The sequence below is a fragment of the Tatumella morbirosei genome (genome assembly GCF_000757425.2).
In the GTDB taxonomy this organism is placed as follows: Bacteria; Pseudomonadota; Gammaproteobacteria; order Enterobacterales; family Enterobacteriaceae; genus Tatumella; species Tatumella morbirosei.
Map to the genome: position 1 here is coordinate 836,805 of NZ_JPKR02000003.1, position 22,303 is coordinate 859,107.

Consider the following 22,303-nt stretch of genomic DNA (forward strand, 5'->3'; position numbering starts at 1 on the left):
ATTTGCTAATCCTGTGAGAGGATTTGTCCTGGTGAAGCAGTAACTGCAGTGATTACCCCCTCGAAAGGCGCCCTGAGAAGATTAAAATCTGAATCATTCGTTGCCTCGGCTAGCTGAGCGGTGGCTCGAGACCGCTGTGCCTGAGCAGCTGCCAGTGTGGACGTCGCTTCCTGAAGCCTGGCGCGTGATGCGGTGCCTATTTCAACCAGCTTCACCATTCTCTCCACATCCTGCTTTGCCTTACGCAGTTGAGCATCGGCCTCACTGAGCGCAGCACGTGCAGACAGAACCTGCTCCCTGCTTTGCGTAGCATCAAGTCTGGCAAGAATTACACCACGATCCACTCGGGTGCCGACATCAACTCGTCGTTCAGCAAGGCGGCCCCCGGTCCGAAAACTCAGGGAGACCTCTCTGGCCGGAATAAGCTTTCCAGACCATTTTACCTGCTTTGCCGGTACAGCTGCGGCCACGGTATTTGTTCTGACAAGAGGTGGTAGTAATGGCCCCGCACGCTGGGGTTCATCACAGCCACTCATTAGCAGAGTTACTAATAACCCGACAGTTAGGAAAGGGATTCGGCGTGATACAAGATTACGGTGGGATAACGTTAGTCCGGTTTTTATTTTCATCTGAATTATTTGAGCTGTGATCCGCAAAATGAACAAGTAACGCGCATAGTTTAAATTCGGCAGTTCAAGGAACGCTGAAGACAGAGTCAAGAACTGGTCAAGAGTGAACGCTAAATAGATTAAATAATGCCCTTGTTTAATTCTTGATATTCTCTTGGCCAGCCGTTGATAAAAAAGTTGCACAATACCCGGACTTAAACGTCACACCAGATATTTATCCTGGCACCAATTAACCGGAAAACGTTTTTTACAATGACAATCAGTGCGTTTAACCATCACGCCGCTTTACTTCTGGCGTGCAGCATTCTGGCAGGCTGTCAGTTACAGCCTGGCTATAAGAAACCTGATGTCAGGCTGCCTGACCAGTGGAATCATCAATACAGCGCGCAGAGTAGTAAAAATACAGTGAGTGACGGAGACTTTTATAAGGATAAAAACCTGCGGGTAATCATCGGCCTCTCGCTTAGAAACAACATGGACCTGAAACGAGCTGCTCTTAATCTCAGAAAAGCTCAGGAATTATACGGAATAGAACGCCTGTCAATTATACCCTCGGTAACCTCCTCATTTTCCGAGACCTCGGCACATGAGCCAGCCGGGCTGCTGGATACCGTTGATACCGGGGCGCTGACCTATCACCAGTTTGACGTAAAGCTCGTTTCAGCATCATGGGAACTGGACTTTTGGGGCCGCCTGCGCAGCATGAAGGACTCAGCACTTAACAACTATCTGGCCACTGAAGCCACCGGCCGTGCGCTGAGGCTTTCTATTACTGCTCAGACCGCGTCGTCTTACCTGACTTTTCTCGCTGACAAAGAGAACCTGAGGCTGGCCGAAGAGAAATCAGCTAACCTCCGACAAATGAAGAGTATGCTGGCCGCCGCATGGCGATCTGGCGATGTCAGTCAGGAAACGGTGCTCAGTCAGGATAAGGCGCTGCAACTTCAGCAACGGGAGGTAGCTGCGCTGCGGGCATCCGTTCAGAAAGATTACGATGTTATGCAGTTGCTACTGGGGGGTGATCCGCCGGTTAGACTTATGGAAAACATAGCATTTAAGGATCTGGCTGATTTTCCCCCTCTCCAGCCAGGCCTTCCATCAACGGTTTTGCAGAAGCGACCTGACATAGTGGCTGCGGAATTCAGGATGAAGCAGGCAAATGCTGATATTGGTGCGGCACGGGCTGCATTCTTCCCCACTATATCCCTCACTGCGTCGGGCGGCAGTGCATCTTCAGCGCTTGGTGGCCTGTTCTCGGCCGGCACCGCAGCATGGAGTTTTTCACCCAATATTACCCTCCCCATATTCAATAATGGTCGAAACATAGCTAACCTCCGCGCAGCTGAGATTTCCCAGCAGGTCGCCGCAAACGACTATGAGAAAGTGATTAAACAGGCCTTCAGGGACATCTCTGATGCTCTGGCTGAACGTAAGGCCGCAAGTTCACGATATGAAGAATCAGTAGGCCTGTTGATGAACAGAACGGAAATACTAAAGATGACAAATTTAAGCCTGCAGGCGGGGGAGCGCTCCCGTTTTGACTGTCTGAAAGCTGAGAATAGCCTTATCGATGCAAAGCGGGAAAGAAATGCGGACCGCCTTCAGCTCTTTCTGCAGGATATTCAGCTTTATCAGACACTGGGCGGTAACGTCAATTCGATCTGAATAATTCAGTGTTTATCCGGTAAAATAATTAAGCTATCAGGTTTTATTAAAAATGAGCCAAATCAAACGAGTACTTTACGGCTGGAAAACATCTGACGCCAGCATTTATGAATTATGTTATAAGCGCTATGGTGGAAGCGTTAATATGCACCCCGACGTTATACGCTTTTTCGCAACACTTAATAGCCAACCCGTTGCCTATTACCATAAAGAAAGGAATGGCGAATACATCGCTGCATATGCCCTACTTGCCACAAGGAGAATAGGTGTGGAACAGTGGAAAAATTTTCCGCTTTCTTATGATGAAATCATGATCCCTATAGCAAGAGGTGAAACAATTTTTTTTCCTGAAAAGGCCAACAAAATTTCTCATTTTAATAAGGGAAACTTCAGGAATGTTAATTTTTCATTTGCGAGGAAAACAAAGGTCTGCTTTGCTAAGAACAGCTATTCATCTAAAACAGAAAAGAATCGCCGAAACGAATATAACCGTTTTTTAAGAGCGGGGGGGCGCTGTTGTGATTTGAGCCAGTACAGTACGGAGGAACTGGCGGATTTTTATATTTTCCTTTTCAGGTCAAGGTTTACCGATAAGCTTGAGTGCTATTCCAGAGAAAATCTGATAACAATTATCAGAGCCATGAAAAAGATGGTTTTTGGCCATATTCTTTTTATTGAAAATGAGCCCTGCGCTATGGATCTCATCTTTATGGCTGAAAGTGATAGCATCGCTTATTTCGACGTGCCCAATGGCGGCATTAATATGAAATATACCGATCTTAGCCCGGGCAGCCTGCTGATGTGGAAGAATATTACCTCAGCGCGGGAGTACTGTGCTATCACAGGCAAAGAGATGAGGTTTTCAATGGGCTCACTTGGGAAAAACTGGACATACAAACTGCGATGGGCAGACGCATTGAAGACAGGGAAAACGATTTTTTAAGCATCCCCAAAGAGAAAAATCAACGCCTAATGCAGACGGATAGCAGATACATAATGACAAACCCTAGTCCAGCGAAAGAGACGCAAAGCGGTTTTATTTCTATTACATAAATCATGAGTCTGAGTACGGCTGTAAATTGACTGTAATGCATGCATGCTCTCCCCGGCTGCACGCATTACAGAATAAGTTAATCAAGATACGGTTTAGGGAGCATCAAGATTTGGATTATGAGCACGATTTGTCCTCAGTTGGATTGCACGGAAGTGTTACGACAAATGTCATTCCGCCATAGTGGTTTCTGTGCGCGTTCAGTCTCCCTCCATGCGCCTTACATATCGCCGCCGCAATAGAGAGGCCAAGACCTGACCCTCCGGAATGACGGGCTCGTGAAGCATCAGCTCGTGAAAAACGGACAAAAATAGTCTGCATAAATTCATCGCTCACCCCCATCCCGCGGTCACTGCAGGTGATGGTCAGATGATCATCTTTCAGACCATATTCGATTTCAATCGTTTTACCGTCGGCAGCATATCTTATCGCGTTGTCTAACAGGATTAACAATACCTGCCCTAGTCTGAATGGGTCGGCGTGGCACTGCACATCGGACTGACTGAGTAAAGTGACATTGATGCCACTTTCGATGAGTCGAGGCTTGACCCATGCGATCTTTTCACGGACCAGCTCACTGATATTACATACTGTCCTGTTCAGATGTAGCTGACCTGCATCGGCCAGCGACAACAGATGCAGGTCATCAACAAGGCAGTTCAGATTTTGCAACTGTTTCATCACCATATTCAGCTGCGACGGAGAAGCTTCGAACACGCCATCCAGCATTCCCTGCAGACGACCGATGGATGCCGTCAGCGGTGAACGAAGTTCGTGAGCCAGAGCAACATTCCACGCCTTGAGATCTTTTTCATAGCGAGATAGCTGGCCGGACATGGTATTAATGTCCTCGGAAAGTCGCTTTAACTCATCCGGGAGCTCTGTCGGAACTGCCGTGCTGACACCAAAATTGCCTTTGGTAACTGCACGAGCGACGGAAGCCAATCGGCTTATATGAACTGACACAGGCCGTACTGAGCGCAACATAATGAAAAATAAAACCGGGGCTGTGAGTAATACAAGCACGAACAGCAAAAGCCAGTCTGACGTTGCAATAGAGGGATCGGAGTAGTCGATGCCATACCATCTGTCAATAATCTCATGGTACCGGCCAGGATTATTCTCGGGATTTTTCTGTAACATCGAAAATTCCGTTCTGACAGCCTCTGGCATCTCATAACTGACCCAGGTATTAGTGACGAAATAGCGTAACCACATACAAAATGCAATAACAACAATGGAACCTAATACCAGCGAAAAGAGTCGCCTGTAAATCCAGTTCCTGAGCGAATTCTTTTTGTAAGGCTCAGACTCATTTTTTAACTGCTTTTCACTGACAGGTTTCATACCGCAGTCATCCGGTAGCCAATTCCGCGAACATTAATCAGCACATTGGATTGACCCGCCGCTTCCAGCTTTTTTCTCAGGTTATAAATATGGGTATCTACAACACGTTCAAGTGCATTACTGTCGGGGAGGCAAGCCTCTAACAGAGCTTGCCGGGTAAATGCCTTTTGAGGATATGCCATAAAGGTTATCAGCAACGCCAGTTCGGTCGCGGTCAGGTCCAGTGCCTTCATTCCTTCCGGGCCATCGATACTGGCCTGCATTGCCTCGAGGTCTGCAAAAATCTTATCGTAACGCAGCGTTTTAGCCGCAGGAGTTGAACTGGAACGACGCAGCACGGCCTGAACCCTCGCCACCACCTCTCCCGGATTGTAGGGTTTAACCACATAGTCATCTGCACCGTAACGAAGCGCGCTGATTTTATCCGGACCATCACCGATAGCGGTTACCATGATAACAGGTACATCGGAACGTCTGCGCAGAGTGAGGAGTAGGTCAGTCCCGCTCATACCCGGTAGCATGACATCCAACAAAATCAAATCCGGCTTTTCGCTTGCAGCCAGCTCTAGTCCCTTGTGCCCGTCATGTGCCATAACGGTCTGAAAATGGTCTCTTTGAAGATAAGCTTCCAGCACGTCCGCGGCATCCAGATCGTCTTCTACGATTAAAATTTTTTTCATTTAGTACCTTGATGAAATCTTGATTATTACTGGACGGTTAATTGATTTAATAACGGCATAATTGCCTTTCACTCTAAGATATTACAGAAAACATTAATTATGAAGAAACATAATAAGTTCATTTCAGCCGTGATTATATTCCTTTCCGCTTTGATGTCTTTTAGCGTGCTTGCTAAGGCTGCCCCTACCACTGACGTTACCGTCGGAATTGGCTTTCAGGAAATGGCAAAGTATAGCGGTTCGGATGAAAATACTTATAGCATGCTCCCTTATCTGAGAATTCAGCATGGCAACTTATTCCTGGACTCAGATAAAGGCATTGGATATCAGCATGTATGGGATAATGGCTTTTATGCAGGAGAAACGCTGGGCTATTATGCTGGCAGAAAGGACGGCAACTCGGATTGGCGGGATGGATCAAATAAGCTTAAAGGGATGGGGAACATAAAGGCAGTCATTAATTCTACGTCCACTCTGGGCTGGCAGATTAATCTTTACCTGGCGCTTGAAGGTAACGTCATTGCCCCTCTTACCGACAGCCAGGGCATGCAATATAATGCCGGACTAAAATTTAATCTTCTGGAGACATCATCGGACTCAATTGTATTGTCTTCCAAAGCGAATTTTGGCGATGTGAGGTATTTGAATACCTTTTACGGTGTTAATACTGAACAGAGCGCCAATTCTGGTTTTAGTGCATACAAAACCGGCAGCGGTTTATACAGTTATGATACTGAGTTAACCTGGACACACGCATTTAACGATAACTGGTGGAGCTATGCTGACGTGATGTATACGCAACTGACCTCAAAAGCTAAAAACAGTCCTATAGTAAAACGTGCTGACAATAAAAGCGTTACCATTGGACTATTCTACTCGTTCTGAAGCTTTCCAGCGGATAGTACACTGAATCCGCTGGAGTGCCCGGGCACTGGTAAAAACATAGCTTGCTCAGAGTAAGAATCAAATTTTAGATAAATCCTCCGAAACAGATAGTAACAATGTCCTGAGTTCCAGTCAGAAGAGCCATATTAAAGAAGTTCGCTTAAGGAAGCTTAAGCGGGCTTTTGCTTTTATCTATTTTATCAGTGACAGCTTATCAGCCACTCCGAAGGGTTTAGATTACCTTCCTTAACGTTATGCTCCCGAAGGGTGTTTGATGTAGTTGTTTTAACTTAACTCGTCCGAATAGCTCTGCTCAACGCCATTCTGTTCCCGTGGCGTGATTTGTCCACAAATACGGCAACAGGCACCACACCGGAAGCAACGGGTTTCCCGACACCAGCTGTACCCGCAAGCTCGCCTTTTCCTGATGTCAGATTACTGCCCGGTTGCGCCCTCACTGGCCCTTTAACCGCCCACCTGGATGTCAGCACTACTGTTGTACTTTTCATTTAATCGCGAGGAGCATCCCCGCGGCTCCGGCGATAAGGACCCCATCAATAAGAATCTCAAATGTGTGCATGTTTAGTCGCTGTACGAGACGTTTCGCCATCATCGAACCTGAAAACAAAGCAATTCCGATGGTGATCCCACGAGTGATGACCAAGGGGACAAGTACGCCGGATACTCCGAAGGTAGCCAGCTTACCAGCGTAGAGCAGGATGGCGCTCGCCGCTTCTGATCCCAGAAATACACCGCCTGTCATTCCATACCCGGTAAATACCGGCACGCTGAGCGGCCCGGTGGACAATACAAATCCGGTCAGGAACCCGACAATCGCTCCGGCAAAACTCATATGCCAGAGATTCAGGCGAAGGCTCAATCGTCTGATGAGACGACGCAGCGGGATCATCGCCAGGAAGAACGCTGCCAGCAGCAGGTCTACCGTAACGGGAGAGATCGTCAGTAACGTATGCGCTCCGAGCACGGCCGCAGGCACCCCCGTCATGGAGTAAGCTAACACCGGCCGCCATCGAATGTCATGCCACCAGGCAATCACTCTTCCGATATTACCGAACAGGGACGCAATCGCCATAACAGGTACGGCGGTCCGTGGCCCATAAATAGTGACCAGCACCGGCAGCATAATCAGTGACGAGCCCGTGCCGACAACACCGCTCAGTACTCCGGCGCCGAGGGCGATGAAGAAAAGAAGTAACAGTGCAATCATCGCCTTTAGATCACCCCGGGCCGTCGCTGGCCGCTGCAAGCAACGGCACCAGAATGTCACTGACGGGCGTCGGAATATGGTGAATCCGGCCGCGACGCGCAATAACACCGTTACGGATATCCCATTCGAGTGGTCGGCCTGCTTCCCGATCCGTGAGTATGGAGGTGCTCATGTCTGCGGGAGAAGCCCGAAATTTATCGAGGATCTCCTGTGGCACTCCGTCCCCGAGTTCTGCTCCTTCTGCACGTGCTACGGCCAGGCATTCCTGTAAATAAGCTAGCGTAAGATCGGAGATATCAGAGCGGCTGAACATACCTGAACGTCGGTGCGTGAGGACCATTAACCCGGCGACTGCGTTCTGCATGAGTTTACGCCAGGCCAGAGAATTAAAGTTCGCGGCCAGTTCTACGGAGCAGCCTGTCCCCTGTAGCACTCTGGCCACAAAACCTGAAGCAGGTGTGTCTGGCAAACTGAGCAGGGGCTCACCACGTAAACGAACTGAGCCGTCTGGCTGCGCTTGTGCGGGAAACCACACCACCGCGGGAATTATTTGCCCCGGCAGAGCGTATACGGCAAGCCGGTCCAACTGCTCGACTCCATTTTGCAGCACACATACAACCGTCTCCGGGCCGGTTAACACCCTGAGCCATTCCGTTGCCGCATCAAGTTGTGTGGACTTGACTGCCAGAAAGACCAAATCTGCGGTGCGGGTAATAAGTGCCGGATTCGTCTGAACCGGGCCGGGTACGGTAATCAGGCGATCGCCATCCTGTAGTGTCAGGTGATCCCGTGCAGTGCGACCACACAGCCATGGTGTGCGGCCGACCTGGTGCAATGACGCAGCGATTGTCGTACCGATAGCCCCCGGCCCCACGACAGCGATAACAGCATTGATATCAGTATTCATGATTGACTCCTTGTTACAGCCTCAACTTAAGTGGTGGTGGTTGTGCCCTGCACAAAGGTTATGTAATATATTACATATGAAAACAGAAAATGGTAATAAAATTACAGAGGGCGGGCAGCGGTTACAACAATGGCTCGGCAGCATTCATGCCCGAAGCGGCGACATTGCGGCCAGTGAGGCGAAAGTTGTCGATCTCCTGCTTGTTGATCCTTTGTTTGTCGGTACCAGCACCACCGCACAGGTGGCTGCCCGTGCGGGGGTTTCACCGCCGACAGTCATTCGCGCTGCCCGGGCGATCGGGTTTAACGGGTTCACTGAGCTTAAGATAGAAATTGCCAGGGCGCGTGGTACTGCCCGGTTCTTTGCCCCACCAGATATGCTTACAGCAGATGCGACACTGACATCTGTGCTGGAAACATCAATACGCGCCGGTGCAGATGCACTCACTGCACTTAGCGGTGCCATCGAAATCTCCGATCTTGATAAGGCAGTCGAATTACTCCAGCGCGCGCGCCAGGTTCTGGCATTTGGCGCTGGCCCTTCTGCGACAGTCGCCGCTGATGCAGTATTCCGTTTACGAACCGCGGGTGTAATAACCGTCAGTATCCAGGACTATTTATCAGCAATGATCGCCGCCCGTCTGCTGGGTCCGGAAGACGTTATCATTGTTGTCAGTTCAACAGGGCGAACCGCATCCACCCTCGCCATCGCTGATGCGGCGTCCTCGGCTGGCGCATCGCTTATTGCAATCACTAACCAGTACGATACCCCACTGGCGACTCTCGCCAATGTTTCTCTGGTGGTGGGAGGAGCACCACTACCGGCGCAGATGGCCGCTGCGGGGAGTCGACTGGCTCAGTTGGTGGTTATTGATACCCTGGTTGCCACTCTGACTTTGCGGGATACAGAACAAAGTCGCCGGGCTGAACGGGCAGGTGTTGACTTGCCGGATATGTCCTGATGCAGCTCAGTACGGTCGCGATGATTCTTACTGCGGCACTGGCGCATGCAGTTTGGAATATTGCCTCAAAGTACAAGCGGGAAGACACACTGATATTTGTCTGGGCCTACAGCTGTGTCTCAGTATTACTCTGGCTTCCGGCCAGCCTGTTTTTTATTGTTCAGGGACATCAGCAGCCCGACTGGCAACTCGCTGTTAGCGCTGTGGTCTCGTCAGTGCTTCATATTGCTTATTCCCTGATCCTGCAAGCTGGCTACGAACGTGCCGAACTTGGTGTTGTTTATCCGATTGCCCGGGGAAGCGGGCCGGTTCTGACAATGCTGATTGCTACCCAAATTATGGGGGAGCGCCTTTCAGCAAGTTCCCTGCCCGGCGCACTTCTGGTTATCGCGGGTATTTTTGTCGTCACCGGCAATCCTTTCAGACGCGGAAGCCGGTCACTCCGGGGAATACTCTGGGGGGCTGCTACCGGCACTGCCATTGCTGGCTATACCCTCTGGGACGGGTATTCAGTCACATATTTGCATCTGGATCCAGTGAGCTACTACGCCAGCACGCTCCTGCTACAGAGTCTGTTTCTTACCCCGGGTGCGATGCGAAGACGCTCCGGGATTCCAACCGCGGTACGTACCGATATCCTGCCCATACTTATGGTTGCGGTATTTTCTCCACTCGCTTACATTCTGGTTCTGACAGCCATGCAGAGCATGCCCATCGCTCTCGTCGCCCCTCTCAGAGAATCTTCCATTATTTTCGGTTCTCTTCTCTCATACTGGTTATTTCGCGAAGATCATCTGGCGCGCCGTATTACCGGCGCGGTAATAGTGCTGGCCGGTATCGTACTGATTAGCCATTAAACGTCTGACCGGACGTTAATACACCAGGTTGTAGTGTTTTGTTAAAAGCAGGCATCAGGCCTGTCCATACCCGACAGGCCTTTGTGGACGAAAGTCTGTTTTTTCATTTTTTAGCTAAGGATATTTCATGCTGTATTACTGAGCTGCCGGAAAATGTAAGGTGGCAAACGCAGCAAAATCCTTTGCCGTTTTCCCCAGTAACCTTAACGGAGAGAAATCACTCAACAGCGGCGAACGCTGACCTGAAATAATTTCTTCAGCACAAAGCCGTCCCAGCAGCGGCGCTAAAGTCATACCACTGTGTGTGACCATCAGGTAAATCCGACGATTGTCAGAAAGATAACCTACTCCCGGGAGACCATCTGCCGGACGAGAGCGTTGTCCGACAGCGATGCGTTCGAGTTGCGCTGCCTCCATATTGCTCAATACTCTGCGAAGTCGTCGCAGCATTTCCTCCCCAATATAACTGTCGATAGTTGCAGGATTGGCAGGATTGGCAAAACTGTCAAGATCGGGACACTGAAGCAGTAATCGCCCACCGCCCTCCGGCCGGACATTTAACCCTGGCGTAATTAAATTCGCCTGTAACTGGGTTAATACCGGCCGGGTGTAACCCAGGAAACCGCATGCAATTTTGTCAGGTTGATTGGGATCAATCATTGCCAGTTGCTGGCCAACCAATGCTGTCAGTTCGGCAGACCACCTGCCCGCGGCGATGACAATACAGTCTCCCTGCCAGTGTTCTCCGTTAGCAAGTCTAATCTCTGCACTGTCATTTGTTTCGATGAGATCTGTTACTTCACTTTGCGTTCTTAATTCCGCTTTGTAAACATGCAGTTCAGACACCAGCCATGCCATAAATGCAGAAGGTATCAGTAAGCATTCTCCGGGGAATTGCCAGATCTCCCCTGCATGGGGATCCAGCCGAATTTCCGGAATTTTACGTTGAAGCTCATCAGGAGCAAGGTTCTTTACAGGGTAATGTAGTTTCATCAACCGGCTGACACGGTCCTGTAAACGCTTCTGCTCTGATGCACTGGTTGTCCATTCATACGTCCCTGTTTGCCTGAGCCACTGGCCTTCTGTTGTCCGTTCCTGCTGTAACCGAAGGTGCTCTGCAATAGCCTGAGCATTGAGATGGTGATAGCTTTCTGGTGATTTACCATTTGAATTGATCCAGGCAAAGGTCGTGCTGCTGGTCCCTGCCCCTACATGGTTACGCTCAAAAACAGTAACCTTTGCGCCCTGTTGCGCGAGGGAACGTGCCACGGACAGACCGAGTACACCAGCCCCAATAACGGCAATTTTTTTGACCGACATCTCTTTTCTCCTCTTTATCAGTGCCCTGATATTGGCTTTCGGTAAGTTATCCGCCGGCTTGATGCTACACAGCTCAATTAAGGAAGCTGATTACTGCGTGTCTGAATATTGAGTCGATAAATCTGAAGGGAGTACCTCCCGGGCATATTTCAATTCGACAATCAGTCAGATATGCCGGGTTACCTGCTGAATCCAATGCACCAGTGACATGACCATCGATGTATTGTTCGGAATATCGATTTCGCTAATAAATAACAGACAGATCTTAATCCTTTGGTAATGATGCGGGCCATAAGTCCGTCCTGCGGGGAGCCGGGAAAATTCAAACGTTTCCCCGGGATTATTCATTATGACAGGTATCAAATAACCGATGTTATCGCGGATCTTTATATCTGTTTTTACCGGACATCCTAACTTTAGCGACTGAATATGCAATGAACCTTAAATTAATACTCCCGTTTATTTTGGTTAAGCAACCGGGCCGCGCTGTGAGCGAAATAAGTAAGTATCCCGTCCGCCCCGGCGCGTTTGAAACACATAAGTGATTCAAGGATCGTTTTCTCTTCATCCAGCCAGCCATTTTGGAAAGCAGCCATATGCATCGCATATTCCCCTGAAACCTGATAGGCAAAAACGGGTACTGCAAAAGTTTTCCTGGCTTCTTTGATAATGTCCAGATAAGGCATGCCCGGCTTAACCATCACCATGTCGGCTCCTTCCTGCAAATCCTGAGCAATTTCATGCATGGCTTCCATCGCATTGGCCGGATCCATCTGATAGTTTTTTTTGTCCCTTTTACCCAGTGAGTCCGCCGATTTGGTCGCTTCCCGGAAGGGGCCATAATAGCTGGATGCGTATTTTGCTGAATATGCCATAATCTGCATATTAACCAGACCCTTTGTTTCAAATGCCCGTCTGATATGACCAATGCGGCCATCCATCATGTCACTTGGGGCGACGATATCTGCGCCCGCTTCAGCGTGCGTGAGTGCCTGTCTGGTGAGAATTTCTTTGGTCGGCTCATTGAGTACATAGCCATTTTCATCAACGATGCCATCCTGACCATGTGATGTATAGGCATCCAGAGCAACGTCAGTGATTACCCCGAGTTCGGGAAAAGCATGCTTGAGCGCCCTGACTGCACGGGGGACTAAGCCGGATGAGTCCCATGCAGCATCAGCCATCAGCGACTTATCCGTACTTTCTATACAGGGAAATAAAGCAATAGCAGGTATACCTGCCTGAACTAATTGCGCAGCATCATGAAGCAACCTGTCAACCGACAAACGGAATACCCCCGGCATTGATGGCACTTCCTGACGCAGATTTTCGCCCTCAATAATAAATACCGGTAAAATCAGGTCATCCACAGTCAGCTGGCTTTCAGCCACCAGACGGCGGCTAAAAGAATGGGTACGAGAGCGGCGCAGTCGACGCTCCGGAAAAGAGCCGGGAATAATAATACTCACAAAATGTACCTCTGTTATGTTCTCAGTAAGCAGTTGAGCCTGAGCGAAATGAATCCATCGTTGGTGTTAGCGAGAGAATTCCAGTGCCAGACCATATCTCTGATGTATGGTCTTTCCGTCCCAGATAATTTGTCCATTGACCAGGGTCATATCCACTGCACCACCTGAAAAAATCCGACCTTCAAAGGGGGACCATCCACATTTATAGGCCACATCCTCGCGAATGATCTGTTGCTGACTGGACGGATCAATCACCACCAGATCCGCCCAGTATCCTTCCCTGATATAACCCCGGTCTGTAAGCTGGAAACGTTCAGCCACAGCATGACTGGTTTTTCTCACTACCATTTCCGGGGTAAAAATCCCTCTTCTGCTCATATCGAGTAGCGCAGGAAGGGCATGCTGTACTAAGGGTAAGCCGGAAGGCGCAGCAAAATAGTTATTTTGCTTTTCCTCAAGTAAATGCGGAGCATGGTCAGTCGCGATAACGTCGATAATGCCTTCGTTAACGCCTTTCCAGAGTGCTTCCTGATGATGGTTGGTTTTTACAGACGGATTGCATTTAAGCTGGTGCCCCAAAGTTTCATAATCGGTATGATTAAAATACAGATGATGAACGCAGGCTTCAGCGGTGATAGTTTTCTTACGCAATGCCTCCAGTGTGGGGGCGGCATCAAAGAGTTCGAGTTCATCTGCCGTAGTAATATGCAAAACGTGTAACCGGGTATTGTGTTTTTTTGCCAGAGCGACCGCCTGCCGGGAAGAGCTCAGGCAGGCCTCCACCGAACGAATAGCGGCATGCTCACCCGGAGGAACACTCTCTCCATATTGGTCCCGCCATCTCTGCTCATTGTGCTTTATGGTGGGGGTATGCTCGCAATGTGTGGCCACCAGACAAGGTGCATTAACAAAAATACTCTCCAGAACCTGTTGATTATCAACCAACATGTTTCCGGTAGAGGCCCCCATAAAAACCTTCACTCCACAGGCCTCTGAAGCGGTAAGCGTCTTGAGTTCTTCCAGGTTATCGTTCGTCGCACCGAAGTAAAAACTGTAATTCGCCAGTGAACAATCCGATGCGCGATGAAATTTATCCTTTAGCGCCTGACGGGTGGTCGTCGGCGGAGTCACGTTCGGCATTTCCATAAAGCTGGTAATCCCGCCCATCACTGCTGCAGCGGATTCTGTAGCAATAGTTCCTTTATGAGTCAGGCCTGGTTCGCGGAAATGCACCTGATCGTCTATCATACCAGGTATGACCCATTTTCCTCGCAGATCAATCACCTGCCATTCCGGACGGGAAGTTATCAGTGAGGCAATCTTCTGAATCCGTCCTTTATCAATGAAAATATCAGCCTGAATTCGATTGTCTTCATTGAGTATTAATGCATTAGTCAGTAACAAGGGTCTCATGACAAACGACTCCCGATATTTTTACGCTCCAGTACAGCTGAAATAAACCAGTGGATTAAAGACGCCTGGTCTCTGCAATGAGTTCGATGGGCTGCAATCGCGGCGTTTTAGTACGGGTGACAGCATCACTCTCTGTTGACAGCAGCCGGGCTTCAAACGCCAAATCAGAGTGATTAAAAATAAGGCCACTCTGGCATTCACAACTCTCTGTTATCTGGTTTTCGTTAACAGGAAAATAATGCTCATACCCGGCACGCAATGCCATATTCATACGGCCAACAGGGACAGTATGTTCGAAAGCACAGACACAGGACGGGTGGCCCGGATTATCTTTATCACCACAAAGCAGATTCTCACTGGCGGTATTTTTCGGAATGATTTCATCTAATCCCCACCGGTCCGCCAGCGCCAGGAATGCCGTTTCAACAACAGTAATACCGTTGCTTTGGGTTTCATCCTTATTTACTGGCCAGTTTTGACAGGAATTTTCATACATGTCCCTGTTGACGACCAGTTTATTAAGCAAGGTGAGTCTCCGGGGCCCGGCAACACCGTGCAATGCAATCCACTGCTTCGTTAAGTAATAACGTTCCCATGCTTTCCCCCGAACGATCGCGTACTGTGACGCTGACTGCATTCTCCTCCGCCTCACCAATAATCAGCAGGAAAGGAATTCGCGCCAGTGTTTGTTCACGGATTTTATAGCCAATCTTTTCATTACGAAGATCCAATTCACAGCGAATACCTTGCTGACGAAGTGCCTTCAACACCTGCTCCGCATAGTGATGTTGTTTGTCAGTAATCGTCATGACCACAGCCTGAACCGGCGATAGCCAGGCAGGAAGTTTGCCGGAAAAATGTTCAAGAAGAATACCGGTAAATCGCTCAAGAGAACCAAAGAGCGCCCGGTGCAACATGACAGGACGAATTGTTGACCCATCCTCAGCAATGTAACCAATATCAAATCGTTCAGGCAGATTCATATCCACCTGTAAGGTACCGCACTGCCAGTCCCGGCCAATGGCGTCGCGCAAAACAAACTCCAGTTTGGGGCCATAGAAGGCACCTTCACCAGGGTTGACCAACCATTGTAATTTCTGCGCCTCAAGAGACGCTGAAAGTGCATTTTCTAACTGATCCCAGTCGCTGTCGCTGCCCATTCGCTTTACAGGACGGGTGGATAATTTAATAGCGACCTCTTCAAACCCAAACTGCTTATAAATATCAAGCACCAGTTGAAGGATATGTTTGCATTCCTCCTCTACCTGCCGGAGGGTGCAAAAGATATGTGCATCATCCTGAGTGAAATGCCGCACACGGAGTAATCCGTGAAGAGAACCAGAAGGTTCATAACGATGAACCTTACCAAATTCAGACAGCCGAACGGGCAACTCCCTGTAACTCCTGTTCCGATGTTTAAACAGAGATACCGCACCCGGGCAGTTCATCGGCTTCAGAGCAAAACTACGCCCATCTTCGGTTTGGGTGGTAAATATATGATCACGATAATTGTCCCAGTGACCGGAAATTTCCCACAGGCTTCTGTCCATAACATCAGGCGTATTGACTTCATCATAACCCGCCAGCTCATGGCGCTTTCGCATGTAATCGATAAGCGCCTGGAAAATCGTCCAGCCCCGGGGATGCCAGAAGACTGAACCCGGAGCGTTATCCTGAAAGTGAAATAAATCCAGCTCCCGCCCAAGCTTACGATGATCGCGTTTCTCTGCTTCTGCTGTTTTCTCAATCCAGTCATTAAGCTGTTTTTTGCTGGCCCATGCCGTGCCGTAAATCCGCTGTAACTGTATGTTACTGGCTACACCCTGCCAGTACACACCGGATACGTTAAGCAACCTCATGTTTTTCAAAAAGCGAAGGTCCGGAATCAGTGGCCCGGTAAATTCATCCGTAAACTGTCTGAGATGACATAACGTGACCCACGTATCTGTCGGTGATTCCGCCAGTTTCGTTGATTTGAACTGCTCTGACCGCTGGTTAAAAAGATCTATCGCCTGTTCCTGCGTAACCTGCTCTTTTATGACAGTCGGGTTTTCAGCCATCAGAATTGTCATGTGCTGCTCAATCATCACCAGGTCATCGCGTGAAAACGGTTTATCTACTGAGAAATCATAATAAAACCCTTCCTCTGTCAGATGTCCTTCAACGATTTTAGCCGTGGGAAACAGCTGCTTTACTGCCGCAGCAAGAAGCAGCAGGCAGCCCTGGCGAATCGGGCCCAGGGCTTCTTCATCAAAACAGCTGATGAAACTGAGCTTTCCACTGTGTTGTGCCGTCTCAGTCAGATCCAAACTTTGACCCTCAATTTCCGCATACACAGAGTTTTTTACGAGGGAAGAGCCGATACTCTTTGCAACCTGCAGCAAAGTCGTCCCTTTTCTGATGTGCTTCTGAGAGCCATCCGGAAGAGTAAAGGTAAGAGAATCTGACCCTGTAATTAGCGCATCTGACATTTCGTATCCCACATAGCCCAGTAATTAACAGCAACTATGTTGCATTAATAATTTCATAAACGCAACTGTGTTGCGTTATTTGTTATGTGTATGAGATGCCAGCACTGGCATAAGCAATTAATCATGGAACAGCAGCCATTGCAGAATAAAGGTAATTTTCTGTTCAAAACAGATTATTGGTAATGTTATAGGCTGGCTAAATATTCGCAGGAGATACCCTGCTTCAGGTAAATACTGTGTAGAGAATCCTGTTAAACCGTACTCTCACCCTACTGACCATTATTCATGGTGCCAATACGATTGAAGAGAGGAACAACGTCCCCGGAAAGTATCAGAATGTCTCAGGCTATTGCGCCTTTACCCACGCCCTCAAAAGCATGGACTTCTACTTTTGCAGCAGGTAACTGTTGCTCAATGGACTGCCTGATAAATAAAGCCAGCGATTCAACCGTAGTATCATACGGCAGAATATCAACCGCCTCACAACCCAGCATAATCTCAAAATACCCCTGAAAACTCCGGTAGGACGAACATATCATTCCCTTATGCCAGTATGCTACGGCACGCGGTGAAAGTTCTGAAACTGAAACGATGTCCTCCCGACTGAGTAGATAAGCGTTATTCCATCGTTTTGCCCACTGCTGTTCCCACCTGTGACTTCGTTCGCCATCAATTAAAATTCTAATGGTTGAGCGATGCCCATGCGCTATTCTCTGACAATTTCCGCGGTGTTTTTTCAGTCCGTGCGAATAATGGTAACTCTCACCATGAATAGTTTCAGGGCGTAACGTTATCGTTATACCCTTCACTCCCTGTGGCAAACACGCCAGCAGATGTTTTTCTATGATGGATTCAAGGTAACGATCACTAATCTTATCGCTCCGGACCAGAAAGAAGCTCTCCTGCGGCCCGGAAATAAAACACCGAACCTTACCGTCGTTATCCAGCGTGGCGACTTCGGTCGTAGTCCCGGCATGACTCACCATGACATGACTATTTGTTTCCGGCACAATCAGGACATGATCGGCCAGTTTATCGATTTCATTTTTGATACTTTTTTTTGCATGAGAGAAATCCATTACCATGGATTCGGCATTCATATCTCCCTCAAGTATCATATCAACTATAAGGCTGTTACCAATCACCCCGGCTTCCGTATCAATGAAACTAAAATCCAGAACCGTCAGATCATTAATAAAAATTTTCAACCCGACCTCTTTAATAAAAAAAACGCCTCGTCCGCAAAAGATGAAGAGGCAGACAACAGAATGCTAAAATGAGCAATATTTAGAAACCAGAACGTCTATACTCAGAATTCATTTCGTAACAGCTGATAACCTTCTACCAGTTTGACATTAGTACTGGCGACTTCTTCTGAAAATTGCAAAGATGCAGGATCGACTTTTGAATATTGGCTAAGGTCAGTATCCACCCCTACGCGTTCTGTCGAAGGGATATAGGTATTTTCAGGTAACGTAACACCATCCACCACCGCGTTATAGCGGATAACACAACCCGCCTGGATATGACAGTTAAACAGCACACTGTTGAAACCAATAAATACTCGTTCGTCAACCTTACATGGGCCATGAACTATTGCCCGGTGAGCAATGGATGTGCCACTTCCTACTGTTACTGGTGCGCCACTTTTTGAATGAATAACGACTCCATCCTGAATATTAGAGTGGGAATGGATAATAATAGGATCCATTTCCCCTTCTGAATTTAATTCATCAGCACGAATAACAGCATAGGGGCCGACGTAAACATAGTCATGAATGATGACACGTCCACAAATAACCGCGGTGGGATCAATATAAGCCTTTGCCGACACAATAGGCGTATGACCTGATGGATTTTTACGTAACATTTTTAATACCTTTCCAGTTAATGCGGGCGACAGCGTTGTGCGGGTGCAGACTTTCCTGATGTTCAACACGAATGTCATAAGCTTCACAAAACGGTGCGGTTTGCAACATGTGATCCAACCGACGGACAGCATCTTCACAGAACATCAGATTCTGGCCATTAGCCACCGCGAAAGCCTGTTCGTCACTACGCTTGACGACGGTTTGTACCGCCGTCCCAAGGGCGATTTCAGCGCCATCAATCAGGTCAATCACAGGAATTGATTGCGCACCTGGATGAAGCCGGATACTCAGCCATGCCCAACTTCGCTGACTGTGTGGTGTTGCCGGCATTCCTTTCCCGACAAGCCAGTCCACTATTTCTGCAGCCGGGAGCCGGTCTATCCGATCAGCAAAGTCTTTCCTAAACTGCAAACCTGCGACCTGGCGGCTAAGCGCCGCAGAAGCCGGGCAGGTTGACGAATAAGGAACCCCCACTTTGAGGGTGGCCGTAAATGATTGTCCGAGTTCGGCACTCAGAGTTACAGGATAAGCTTTCCAGCCAAGGTGGTTAGAATTTAACGACTTCCGCGACAGTAACAACTCACCGGAAATTTCGATACTGGCCTCGTCACTGCGTCCCTGATGAGAAGCCAGAAATGCCTTCAGCACATGGTGTAATAATCCCGGTGTGATTTCCCCTTGAGTCAGTTCGTCCAGAAGCAGATAAAGGCGGGACATATGTATCCCCTTTTCGGCTTCAGGTGAACTGAGAAGATTTATGCCGGCATTGACCTTTGCTGATACCGGCCGGCCTGCAATTTCAACCGGAAGGTCAATTTGCTCCATACCCACCCAGGATAATGACTCACCCGCACCGTCGGCCTTAGAGGCCTGAATATCCGGCAGCATGCCGGGGCATAAAGTTTGTTTCGCTGCACTACTCATTGATACCTGCCTGATCTTAAAGTTACTCTCATCCCAGCCCTATCCATTGCCTGAACTACCGCATTATTTTTTCGGTACTGAACCTCAACTTTTTCCTGCTTTGTTTTAGCTTCAATACTCAATTCTGCGGTTGGCCTGAGTAGCAGGCGTTGCAGGCCAATAGCTTCGCCTGTATCTCTGCAGAAGCCATACTCTCCAGTTTCCAGACGCATAAGCGCTGCATCATATTTCGGCAGCAGGCGGCTTTCCCGATCTATCTGTCTGAAAATCAGACGTAAATGTTCTTCACGAAGGGCAATATCACCTTCGTCGCCTGTTTCCGGATTATCCTGAAGTTGTTGCTTCATTTGCTCTATATGATTAATTACATCCTGCCTATCGGAGCGGATGAGACGTCGGAAGAAGTCCTTTTGCACAGGATTCATGTAGTTTTCTGGCGACATCGCCAGGATTTGTTCTCTTTCAATGCTGGTGGGTTTAACCATATCCAATCCCAATAGTATCGATTATTGTTACGTTATAACATAACAATAGATGATTCTGCAAAACAACCTGTCAGGTCAGCAGGGAAACTTTTTTAGGCCAGGGATCCTGGAAAACTCCCCCCTGCTGCCACCAGATGATTTCATCTTCCGTGAGTAAACACTGCCGTAAAGCCAGACTGAAATCGTTGATTTCTCCGTCCTCACCAATGACAGTCAGTCGGCAGTGCCGGTCACCAAATCTGCCTGGCATATCTGCCAGTTGCTGCCGGAGAGTTAATCGTTCTTCTTTAGTCAGCGAATTATTAGTGTGAGCCAGTACCCCGGCTTTCCAGTAACTAATAAATTCAAGACTGATACTGCCTGCAGCCTGATTCCACAGCAAAGCCTGGTCATCCCTTCCGGGTAACCAGAAAAACCCCTTGCTGCGGTAAACTTTTTTCCCCATAAAGCGATGGCAGGTATCCCACAGACGTTGCGGATGAAATGGACGGTCATCCTCAATGACTCGCCAGGAAATATTATATTTTTTTCCGGGTTTGTCGGGCAAAACAGCGTCAATGGTATCCTGAAGTTCATCAATAAGTAATGCGACCCGATGAAAGTCGTAATCAGCAATAGCAAGCAATTCATCCAGCAGTATGTTTCCCCGCGAAACAGCCATAATCGCAACCTGAGGGTTAAGTGGATGTATGGCCCTGGCAACCTCAGTCACCACATCAGAGGGCAGCCGGTCGTTTTTGGTTAGCAACAATTTATTGCAGAACATGATTTGTTCTGCCAGCAGACTTTCAATTCCTCTGTCCCCATGAGTGAGCTGCTTCTGAAATTCCGGAATAAGCTGCTTACCTCTGTCATAGTCATCATTAAGCATCACCGTATCAACCAGAGACAGAAATGCTTTCAGAGTTACCCGGGGATGTTCTCGCAGATAGCGCACCAGAGGAAGAGGATGACTGCTCCCCGATGTTTCCAGTAAAATAAAATCCGGAGCAGGCGATTCCGGCAGTTTTTTCAGTGCGGAATCCAGCGTCTGAATTCCACTTTTGCTGCTGATACTGTCTCCTGAAATACTGATAAAATTATTGCTGGCTGCATCAACGATTTCTGTATTAGCGACCAGGATGCCATCTACATCGAGTTCACTCATGTCATTAACAATAACTGACACCGCCATTTTCCGCTTATGCGCCTGTGAAAGGAGACTTTTTAACAGCGTTGTTTTTCCTGCCCCCAGAAAACCATTGAGTATAATGAGTGGTATTCTTTTCATAATATCTGATTGTGTACCGGAACCATTAATGCAATTGTGTTGCAATAATACCCGTTTCCTGCCAAAATTCAAACAACATGACCCGGAGGGGGAGCTATGACAACACCAGTGGACAAGACGCATAACTGGAAACAAACGTTGCGTGCACAGGGTTTACGGGTGACGCCCTCTACGCTGGCTACACTGGAGTGCCTTGAACATGCCAGCCAGGCGATAAGCCATGATGATTTAACTCAGCAATTAGGTGCGAAGGCACCCGACCGCGTGACTCTTTACCGAATCCTTGAGCGACTGATGCAGGTGGGTCTTGTCCAGCGTTATACAGACTCGTCAAGAACTCAGCGGTTCGCACTGACCGAACGGGCTGCCATAGGACTTTTTGAATGCGATAGCTGCCATCATGTTATTCCAATTCAACAGGATCCTGCGCTGAAAGCGGCCATTGAACTGGTAAAATCACATCTCTCAGGACATGGTATGACCGAACAGGAAATTACTCTTTCCAGCCATGGTATCTGTCAGGATTGTAACCGTAGTGGCAACAAGTAATTCTGGAGTTATTCAAGGTGATGAGTCATTCATATCTGGCTGGTTCGGGTGCTGCCAGATAAACATAATAATCAAACTCACGAAGGCACCTGTTACGCTAAAAGTATGATTCATTCAGGTTTATCAGACCGGTTTTAGCTTGTTTGTCACGTGTCTCAGCAGATGCTTTTTTACTCACCCTAATGCTCTCTTTTGTGCAGGACTGAGAACCCTGTGATAAGTGAAGTAATAGCGCAAAAGGTCATGATGTATTGATGAATGAGGAACAAGTGATCATTTAATACATTACCGTCAGAAAAGAGAGTTGGCATTAGAAAGGTC

At 48.3% G+C, this 22,303-nt stretch carries 20 protein-coding genes and 1 pseudogene; 6 read left to right on the forward strand and 15 right to left on the reverse strand.

Annotated features, from left to right (window positions below):
- Window positions 1-5: 5 nt before the first annotated feature.
- Window positions 6-470, reverse strand: a complete 465-nt coding sequence (locus tag HA49_RS06735) for an efflux RND transporter periplasmic adaptor subunit (protein WP_169748768.1) — start codon at window positions 468-470, stop codon at window positions 6-8.
- A 411-nt stretch (window positions 471-881) separates the two neighbouring features.
- On the opposite strand from HA49_RS06735, the gene HA49_RS06740 reads away from it, so the two are divergent.
- Both HA49_RS06740 and HA49_RS06745 read left to right on the forward strand, forming a co-directional pair.
- Complete coding sequence (locus tag HA49_RS06740; RefSeq protein WP_038021391.1) at window positions 882-2,294, forward strand: efflux transporter outer membrane subunit; 1,413 nt, start codon at window positions 882-884, stop codon at window positions 2,292-2,294.
- 52 nt (window positions 2,295-2,346) lie between these two features.
- On the forward strand, window positions 2,347-3,237 hold the full coding sequence (locus tag HA49_RS06745; protein ID WP_038021394.1) for a GNAT family protein: 891 nt from the start codon (window positions 2,347-2,349) through the stop codon (window positions 3,235-3,237).
- 225 nt (window positions 3,238-3,462) lie between these two features.
- Here the strand turns inward: HA49_RS06745 and HA49_RS06750 are convergent, their stop codons facing one another.
- Window positions 3,463-4,692 carry a sensor histidine kinase gene (locus HA49_RS06750; RefSeq protein ID WP_038021396.1) on the reverse strand — a complete coding sequence of 410 codons (1,230 nt, stop codon included), beginning with the start codon at window positions 4,690-4,692 and terminating at the stop codon, window positions 3,463-3,465.
- A complete protein-coding gene (locus HA49_RS06755) occupies window positions 4,689-5,372 on the reverse strand; it encodes a response regulator (RefSeq protein ID WP_038021398.1) in 684 nt (227 codons plus the stop codon). The genes HA49_RS06750 and HA49_RS06755 overlap by 4 nt, the downstream gene beginning before the upstream one ends.
- A 99-nt stretch (window positions 5,373-5,471) precedes the next feature.
- Between HA49_RS06755 and HA49_RS06760 the strand changes: the two genes are divergently transcribed.
- On the forward strand, window positions 5,472-6,257 hold the full coding sequence (locus HA49_RS06760) for a MipA/OmpV family protein (protein WP_038021400.1): 786 nt from the start codon (window positions 5,472-5,474) through the stop codon (window positions 6,255-6,257).
- A 505-nt stretch (window positions 6,258-6,762) separates the two neighbouring features.
- Here HA49_RS06760 and HA49_RS06770 read toward each other — a convergent pair.
- Complete coding sequence (locus tag HA49_RS06770; protein WP_245610165.1) at window positions 6,763-7,524, reverse strand: sulfite exporter TauE/SafE family protein; 762 nt, start codon at window positions 7,522-7,524, stop codon at window positions 6,763-6,765.
- Window positions 7,496-8,392 carry an oxidoreductase gene (locus HA49_RS06775; RefSeq protein ID WP_038021405.1) on the reverse strand — a complete coding sequence of 299 codons (897 nt, stop codon included), beginning with the start codon at window positions 8,390-8,392 and terminating at the stop codon, window positions 7,496-7,498. Before HA49_RS06775 ends, HA49_RS06770 begins: the two co-directional genes overlap by 29 nt.
- Before the next feature lie 76 nt (window positions 8,393-8,468).
- Here HA49_RS06775 and HA49_RS06780 point away from each other — a divergent pair, with 76 nt between their 5' ends.
- Window positions 8,469-9,353 (forward strand): MurR/RpiR family transcriptional regulator, encoded by an 885-nt coding sequence (locus HA49_RS06780; RefSeq protein ID WP_038021407.1) that lies wholly within the window; start codon window positions 8,469-8,471, stop codon window positions 9,351-9,353.
- Window positions 9,353-10,210: a DMT family transporter gene (locus HA49_RS06785; protein ID WP_038021409.1), complete on the forward strand. Its 858-nt coding sequence runs from the start codon at window positions 9,353-9,355 to the stop codon at window positions 10,208-10,210. The genes HA49_RS06780 and HA49_RS06785 overlap by 1 nt, the downstream gene beginning before the upstream one ends.
- 135 nt (window positions 10,211-10,345) lie before the next feature.
- Here the strand turns inward: HA49_RS06785 and HA49_RS06790 are convergent, their stop codons facing one another.
- The 10 genes and pseudogenes from HA49_RS06790 to HA49_RS06840 all read right to left on the reverse strand — a co-directional run bounded on the left by HA49_RS06790 (window position 10,346) and on the right by HA49_RS06840 (window position 21,433).
- The gene (locus HA49_RS06790; RefSeq protein ID WP_038021411.1) at window positions 10,346-11,530 is read right to left on the reverse strand and encodes an NAD(P)/FAD-dependent oxidoreductase; all 1,185 of its coding nucleotides are present in this window, start codon (window positions 11,528-11,530) and stop codon (window positions 10,346-10,348) included.
- A 446-nt stretch (window positions 11,531-11,976) separates the two neighbouring features.
- Complete coding sequence (gene hemB, locus HA49_RS06800; protein WP_038021414.1) at window positions 11,977-12,999, reverse strand: porphobilinogen synthase; 1,023 nt, start codon at window positions 12,997-12,999, stop codon at window positions 11,977-11,979.
- Between the two features lie 66 nt (window positions 13,000-13,065).
- The gene (locus HA49_RS06805) at window positions 13,066-14,412 is read right to left on the reverse strand and encodes a dihydroorotase (RefSeq protein ID WP_038021416.1); all 1,347 of its coding nucleotides are present in this window, start codon (window positions 14,410-14,412) and stop codon (window positions 13,066-13,068) included.
- A gap of 55 nt (window positions 14,413-14,467) precedes the next feature.
- Complete coding sequence (locus HA49_RS06810) at window positions 14,468-14,938, reverse strand: hypothetical protein (RefSeq protein WP_052752452.1); 471 nt, start codon at window positions 14,936-14,938, stop codon at window positions 14,468-14,470.
- Window positions 14,931-16,883, reverse strand: coding sequence for a threonine--tRNA ligase (thrS, locus tag HA49_RS06815; RefSeq protein WP_038021418.1), 1,953 nt, complete (start codon window positions 16,881-16,883; stop codon window positions 14,931-14,933). The genes HA49_RS06810 and thrS overlap by 8 nt, the downstream gene beginning before the upstream one ends.
- A 341-nt stretch (window positions 16,884-17,224) precedes the next feature.
- Window positions 17,225-18,091: a 6-carboxytetrahydropterin synthase gene (locus HA49_RS06820; RefSeq protein WP_038021420.1), complete on the reverse strand. Its 867-nt coding sequence runs from the start codon at window positions 18,089-18,091 to the stop codon at window positions 17,225-17,227.
- A gap of 101 nt (window positions 18,092-18,192) precedes the next feature.
- Window positions 18,193-18,753: an LbetaH domain-containing protein gene (locus tag HA49_RS06825; RefSeq protein ID WP_038021422.1), complete on the reverse strand. Its 561-nt coding sequence runs from the start codon at window positions 18,751-18,753 to the stop codon at window positions 18,193-18,195.
- On the reverse strand, window positions 18,743-19,678 hold the full coding sequence (gene folE2 / locus HA49_RS06830) for a GTP cyclohydrolase FolE2 (RefSeq protein ID WP_038021424.1): 936 nt from the start codon (window positions 19,676-19,678) through the stop codon (window positions 18,743-18,745). Before folE2 ends, HA49_RS06825 begins: the two co-directional genes overlap by 11 nt.
- A 68-nt stretch (window positions 19,679-19,746) precedes the next feature.
- Window positions 19,747-20,163: pseudogene (gene dksA / locus HA49_RS06835) on the reverse strand (RNA polymerase-binding protein DksA); the annotation flags it as partial.
- A gap of 70 nt (window positions 20,164-20,233) precedes the next feature.
- A complete protein-coding gene (locus HA49_RS06840; protein WP_038021426.1) occupies window positions 20,234-21,433 on the reverse strand; it encodes a CobW family GTP-binding protein in 1,200 nt (399 codons plus the stop codon).
- A gap of 96 nt (window positions 21,434-21,529) precedes the next feature.
- Between HA49_RS06840 and HA49_RS20835 the strand changes: the two genes are divergently transcribed.
- Window positions 21,530-21,982, forward strand: coding sequence for a Fur family transcriptional regulator (locus HA49_RS20835; protein ID WP_072055918.1), 453 nt, complete (start codon window positions 21,530-21,532; stop codon window positions 21,980-21,982).
- Window positions 21,983-22,303 lie beyond the last annotated feature (321 nt).

Excerpts from the sequence above, each read along its gene's own strand:
- HA49_RS06840 (WP_038021426.1), bottom strand. The coding sequence starts at position 21,433 with ATGAAAAGAATACCACTCATTATACTCAATGGTTTTCTGGGGGCAGGA.
- HA49_RS06775 (WP_038021405.1), bottom strand. The coding sequence starts at position 8,392 with ATGAATACTGATATCAATGCTGTTATCGCTGTCGTGGGGCCGGGGGCT.
- folE2 (WP_038021424.1), bottom strand. The coding sequence starts at position 19,678 with ATGAGTAGTGCAGCGAAACAAACTTTATGCCCCGGCATGCTGCCGGAT.
- HA49_RS06780 (WP_038021407.1), top strand. The coding sequence starts at position 8,469 with ATGAAAACAGAAAATGGTAATAAAATTACAGAGGGCGGGCAGCGGTTA.
- HA49_RS06825 (WP_038021422.1), bottom strand. The coding sequence starts at position 18,753 with ATGTTACGTAAAAATCCATCAGGTCATACGCCTATTGTGTCGGCAAAG.
- HA49_RS06790 (WP_038021411.1), bottom strand. The coding sequence starts at position 11,530 with ATGTCGGTCAAAAAAATTGCCGTTATTGGGGCTGGTGTACTCGGTCTG.
- HA49_RS06750 (WP_038021396.1), bottom strand. The coding sequence starts at position 4,692 with ATGAAACCTGTCAGTGAAAAGCAGTTAAAAAATGAGTCTGAGCCTTAC.
- HA49_RS06740 (WP_038021391.1), top strand. The coding sequence starts at position 882 with ATGACAATCAGTGCGTTTAACCATCACGCCGCTTTACTTCTGGCGTGC.
- HA49_RS20835 (WP_072055918.1), top strand. The coding sequence starts at position 21,530 with ATGACAACACCAGTGGACAAGACGCATAACTGGAAACAAACGTTGCGT.
- HA49_RS06805 (WP_038021416.1), bottom strand. The coding sequence starts at position 14,412 with ATGAGACCCTTGTTACTGACTAATGCATTAATACTCAATGAAGACAAT.
- HA49_RS06785 (WP_038021409.1), top strand. The coding sequence starts at position 9,353 with ATGCAGCTCAGTACGGTCGCGATGATTCTTACTGCGGCACTGGCGCAT.
- HA49_RS06745 (WP_038021394.1), top strand. The coding sequence starts at position 2,347 with ATGAGCCAAATCAAACGAGTACTTTACGGCTGGAAAACATCTGACGCC.
- thrS (WP_038021418.1), bottom strand. The coding sequence starts at position 16,883 with ATGTCAGATGCGCTAATTACAGGGTCAGATTCTCTTACCTTTACTCTT.
- HA49_RS06760 (WP_038021400.1), top strand. The coding sequence starts at position 5,472 with ATGAAGAAACATAATAAGTTCATTTCAGCCGTGATTATATTCCTTTCC.
- HA49_RS06755 (WP_038021398.1), bottom strand. The coding sequence starts at position 5,372 with ATGAAAAAAATTTTAATCGTAGAAGACGATCTGGATGCCGCGGACGTG.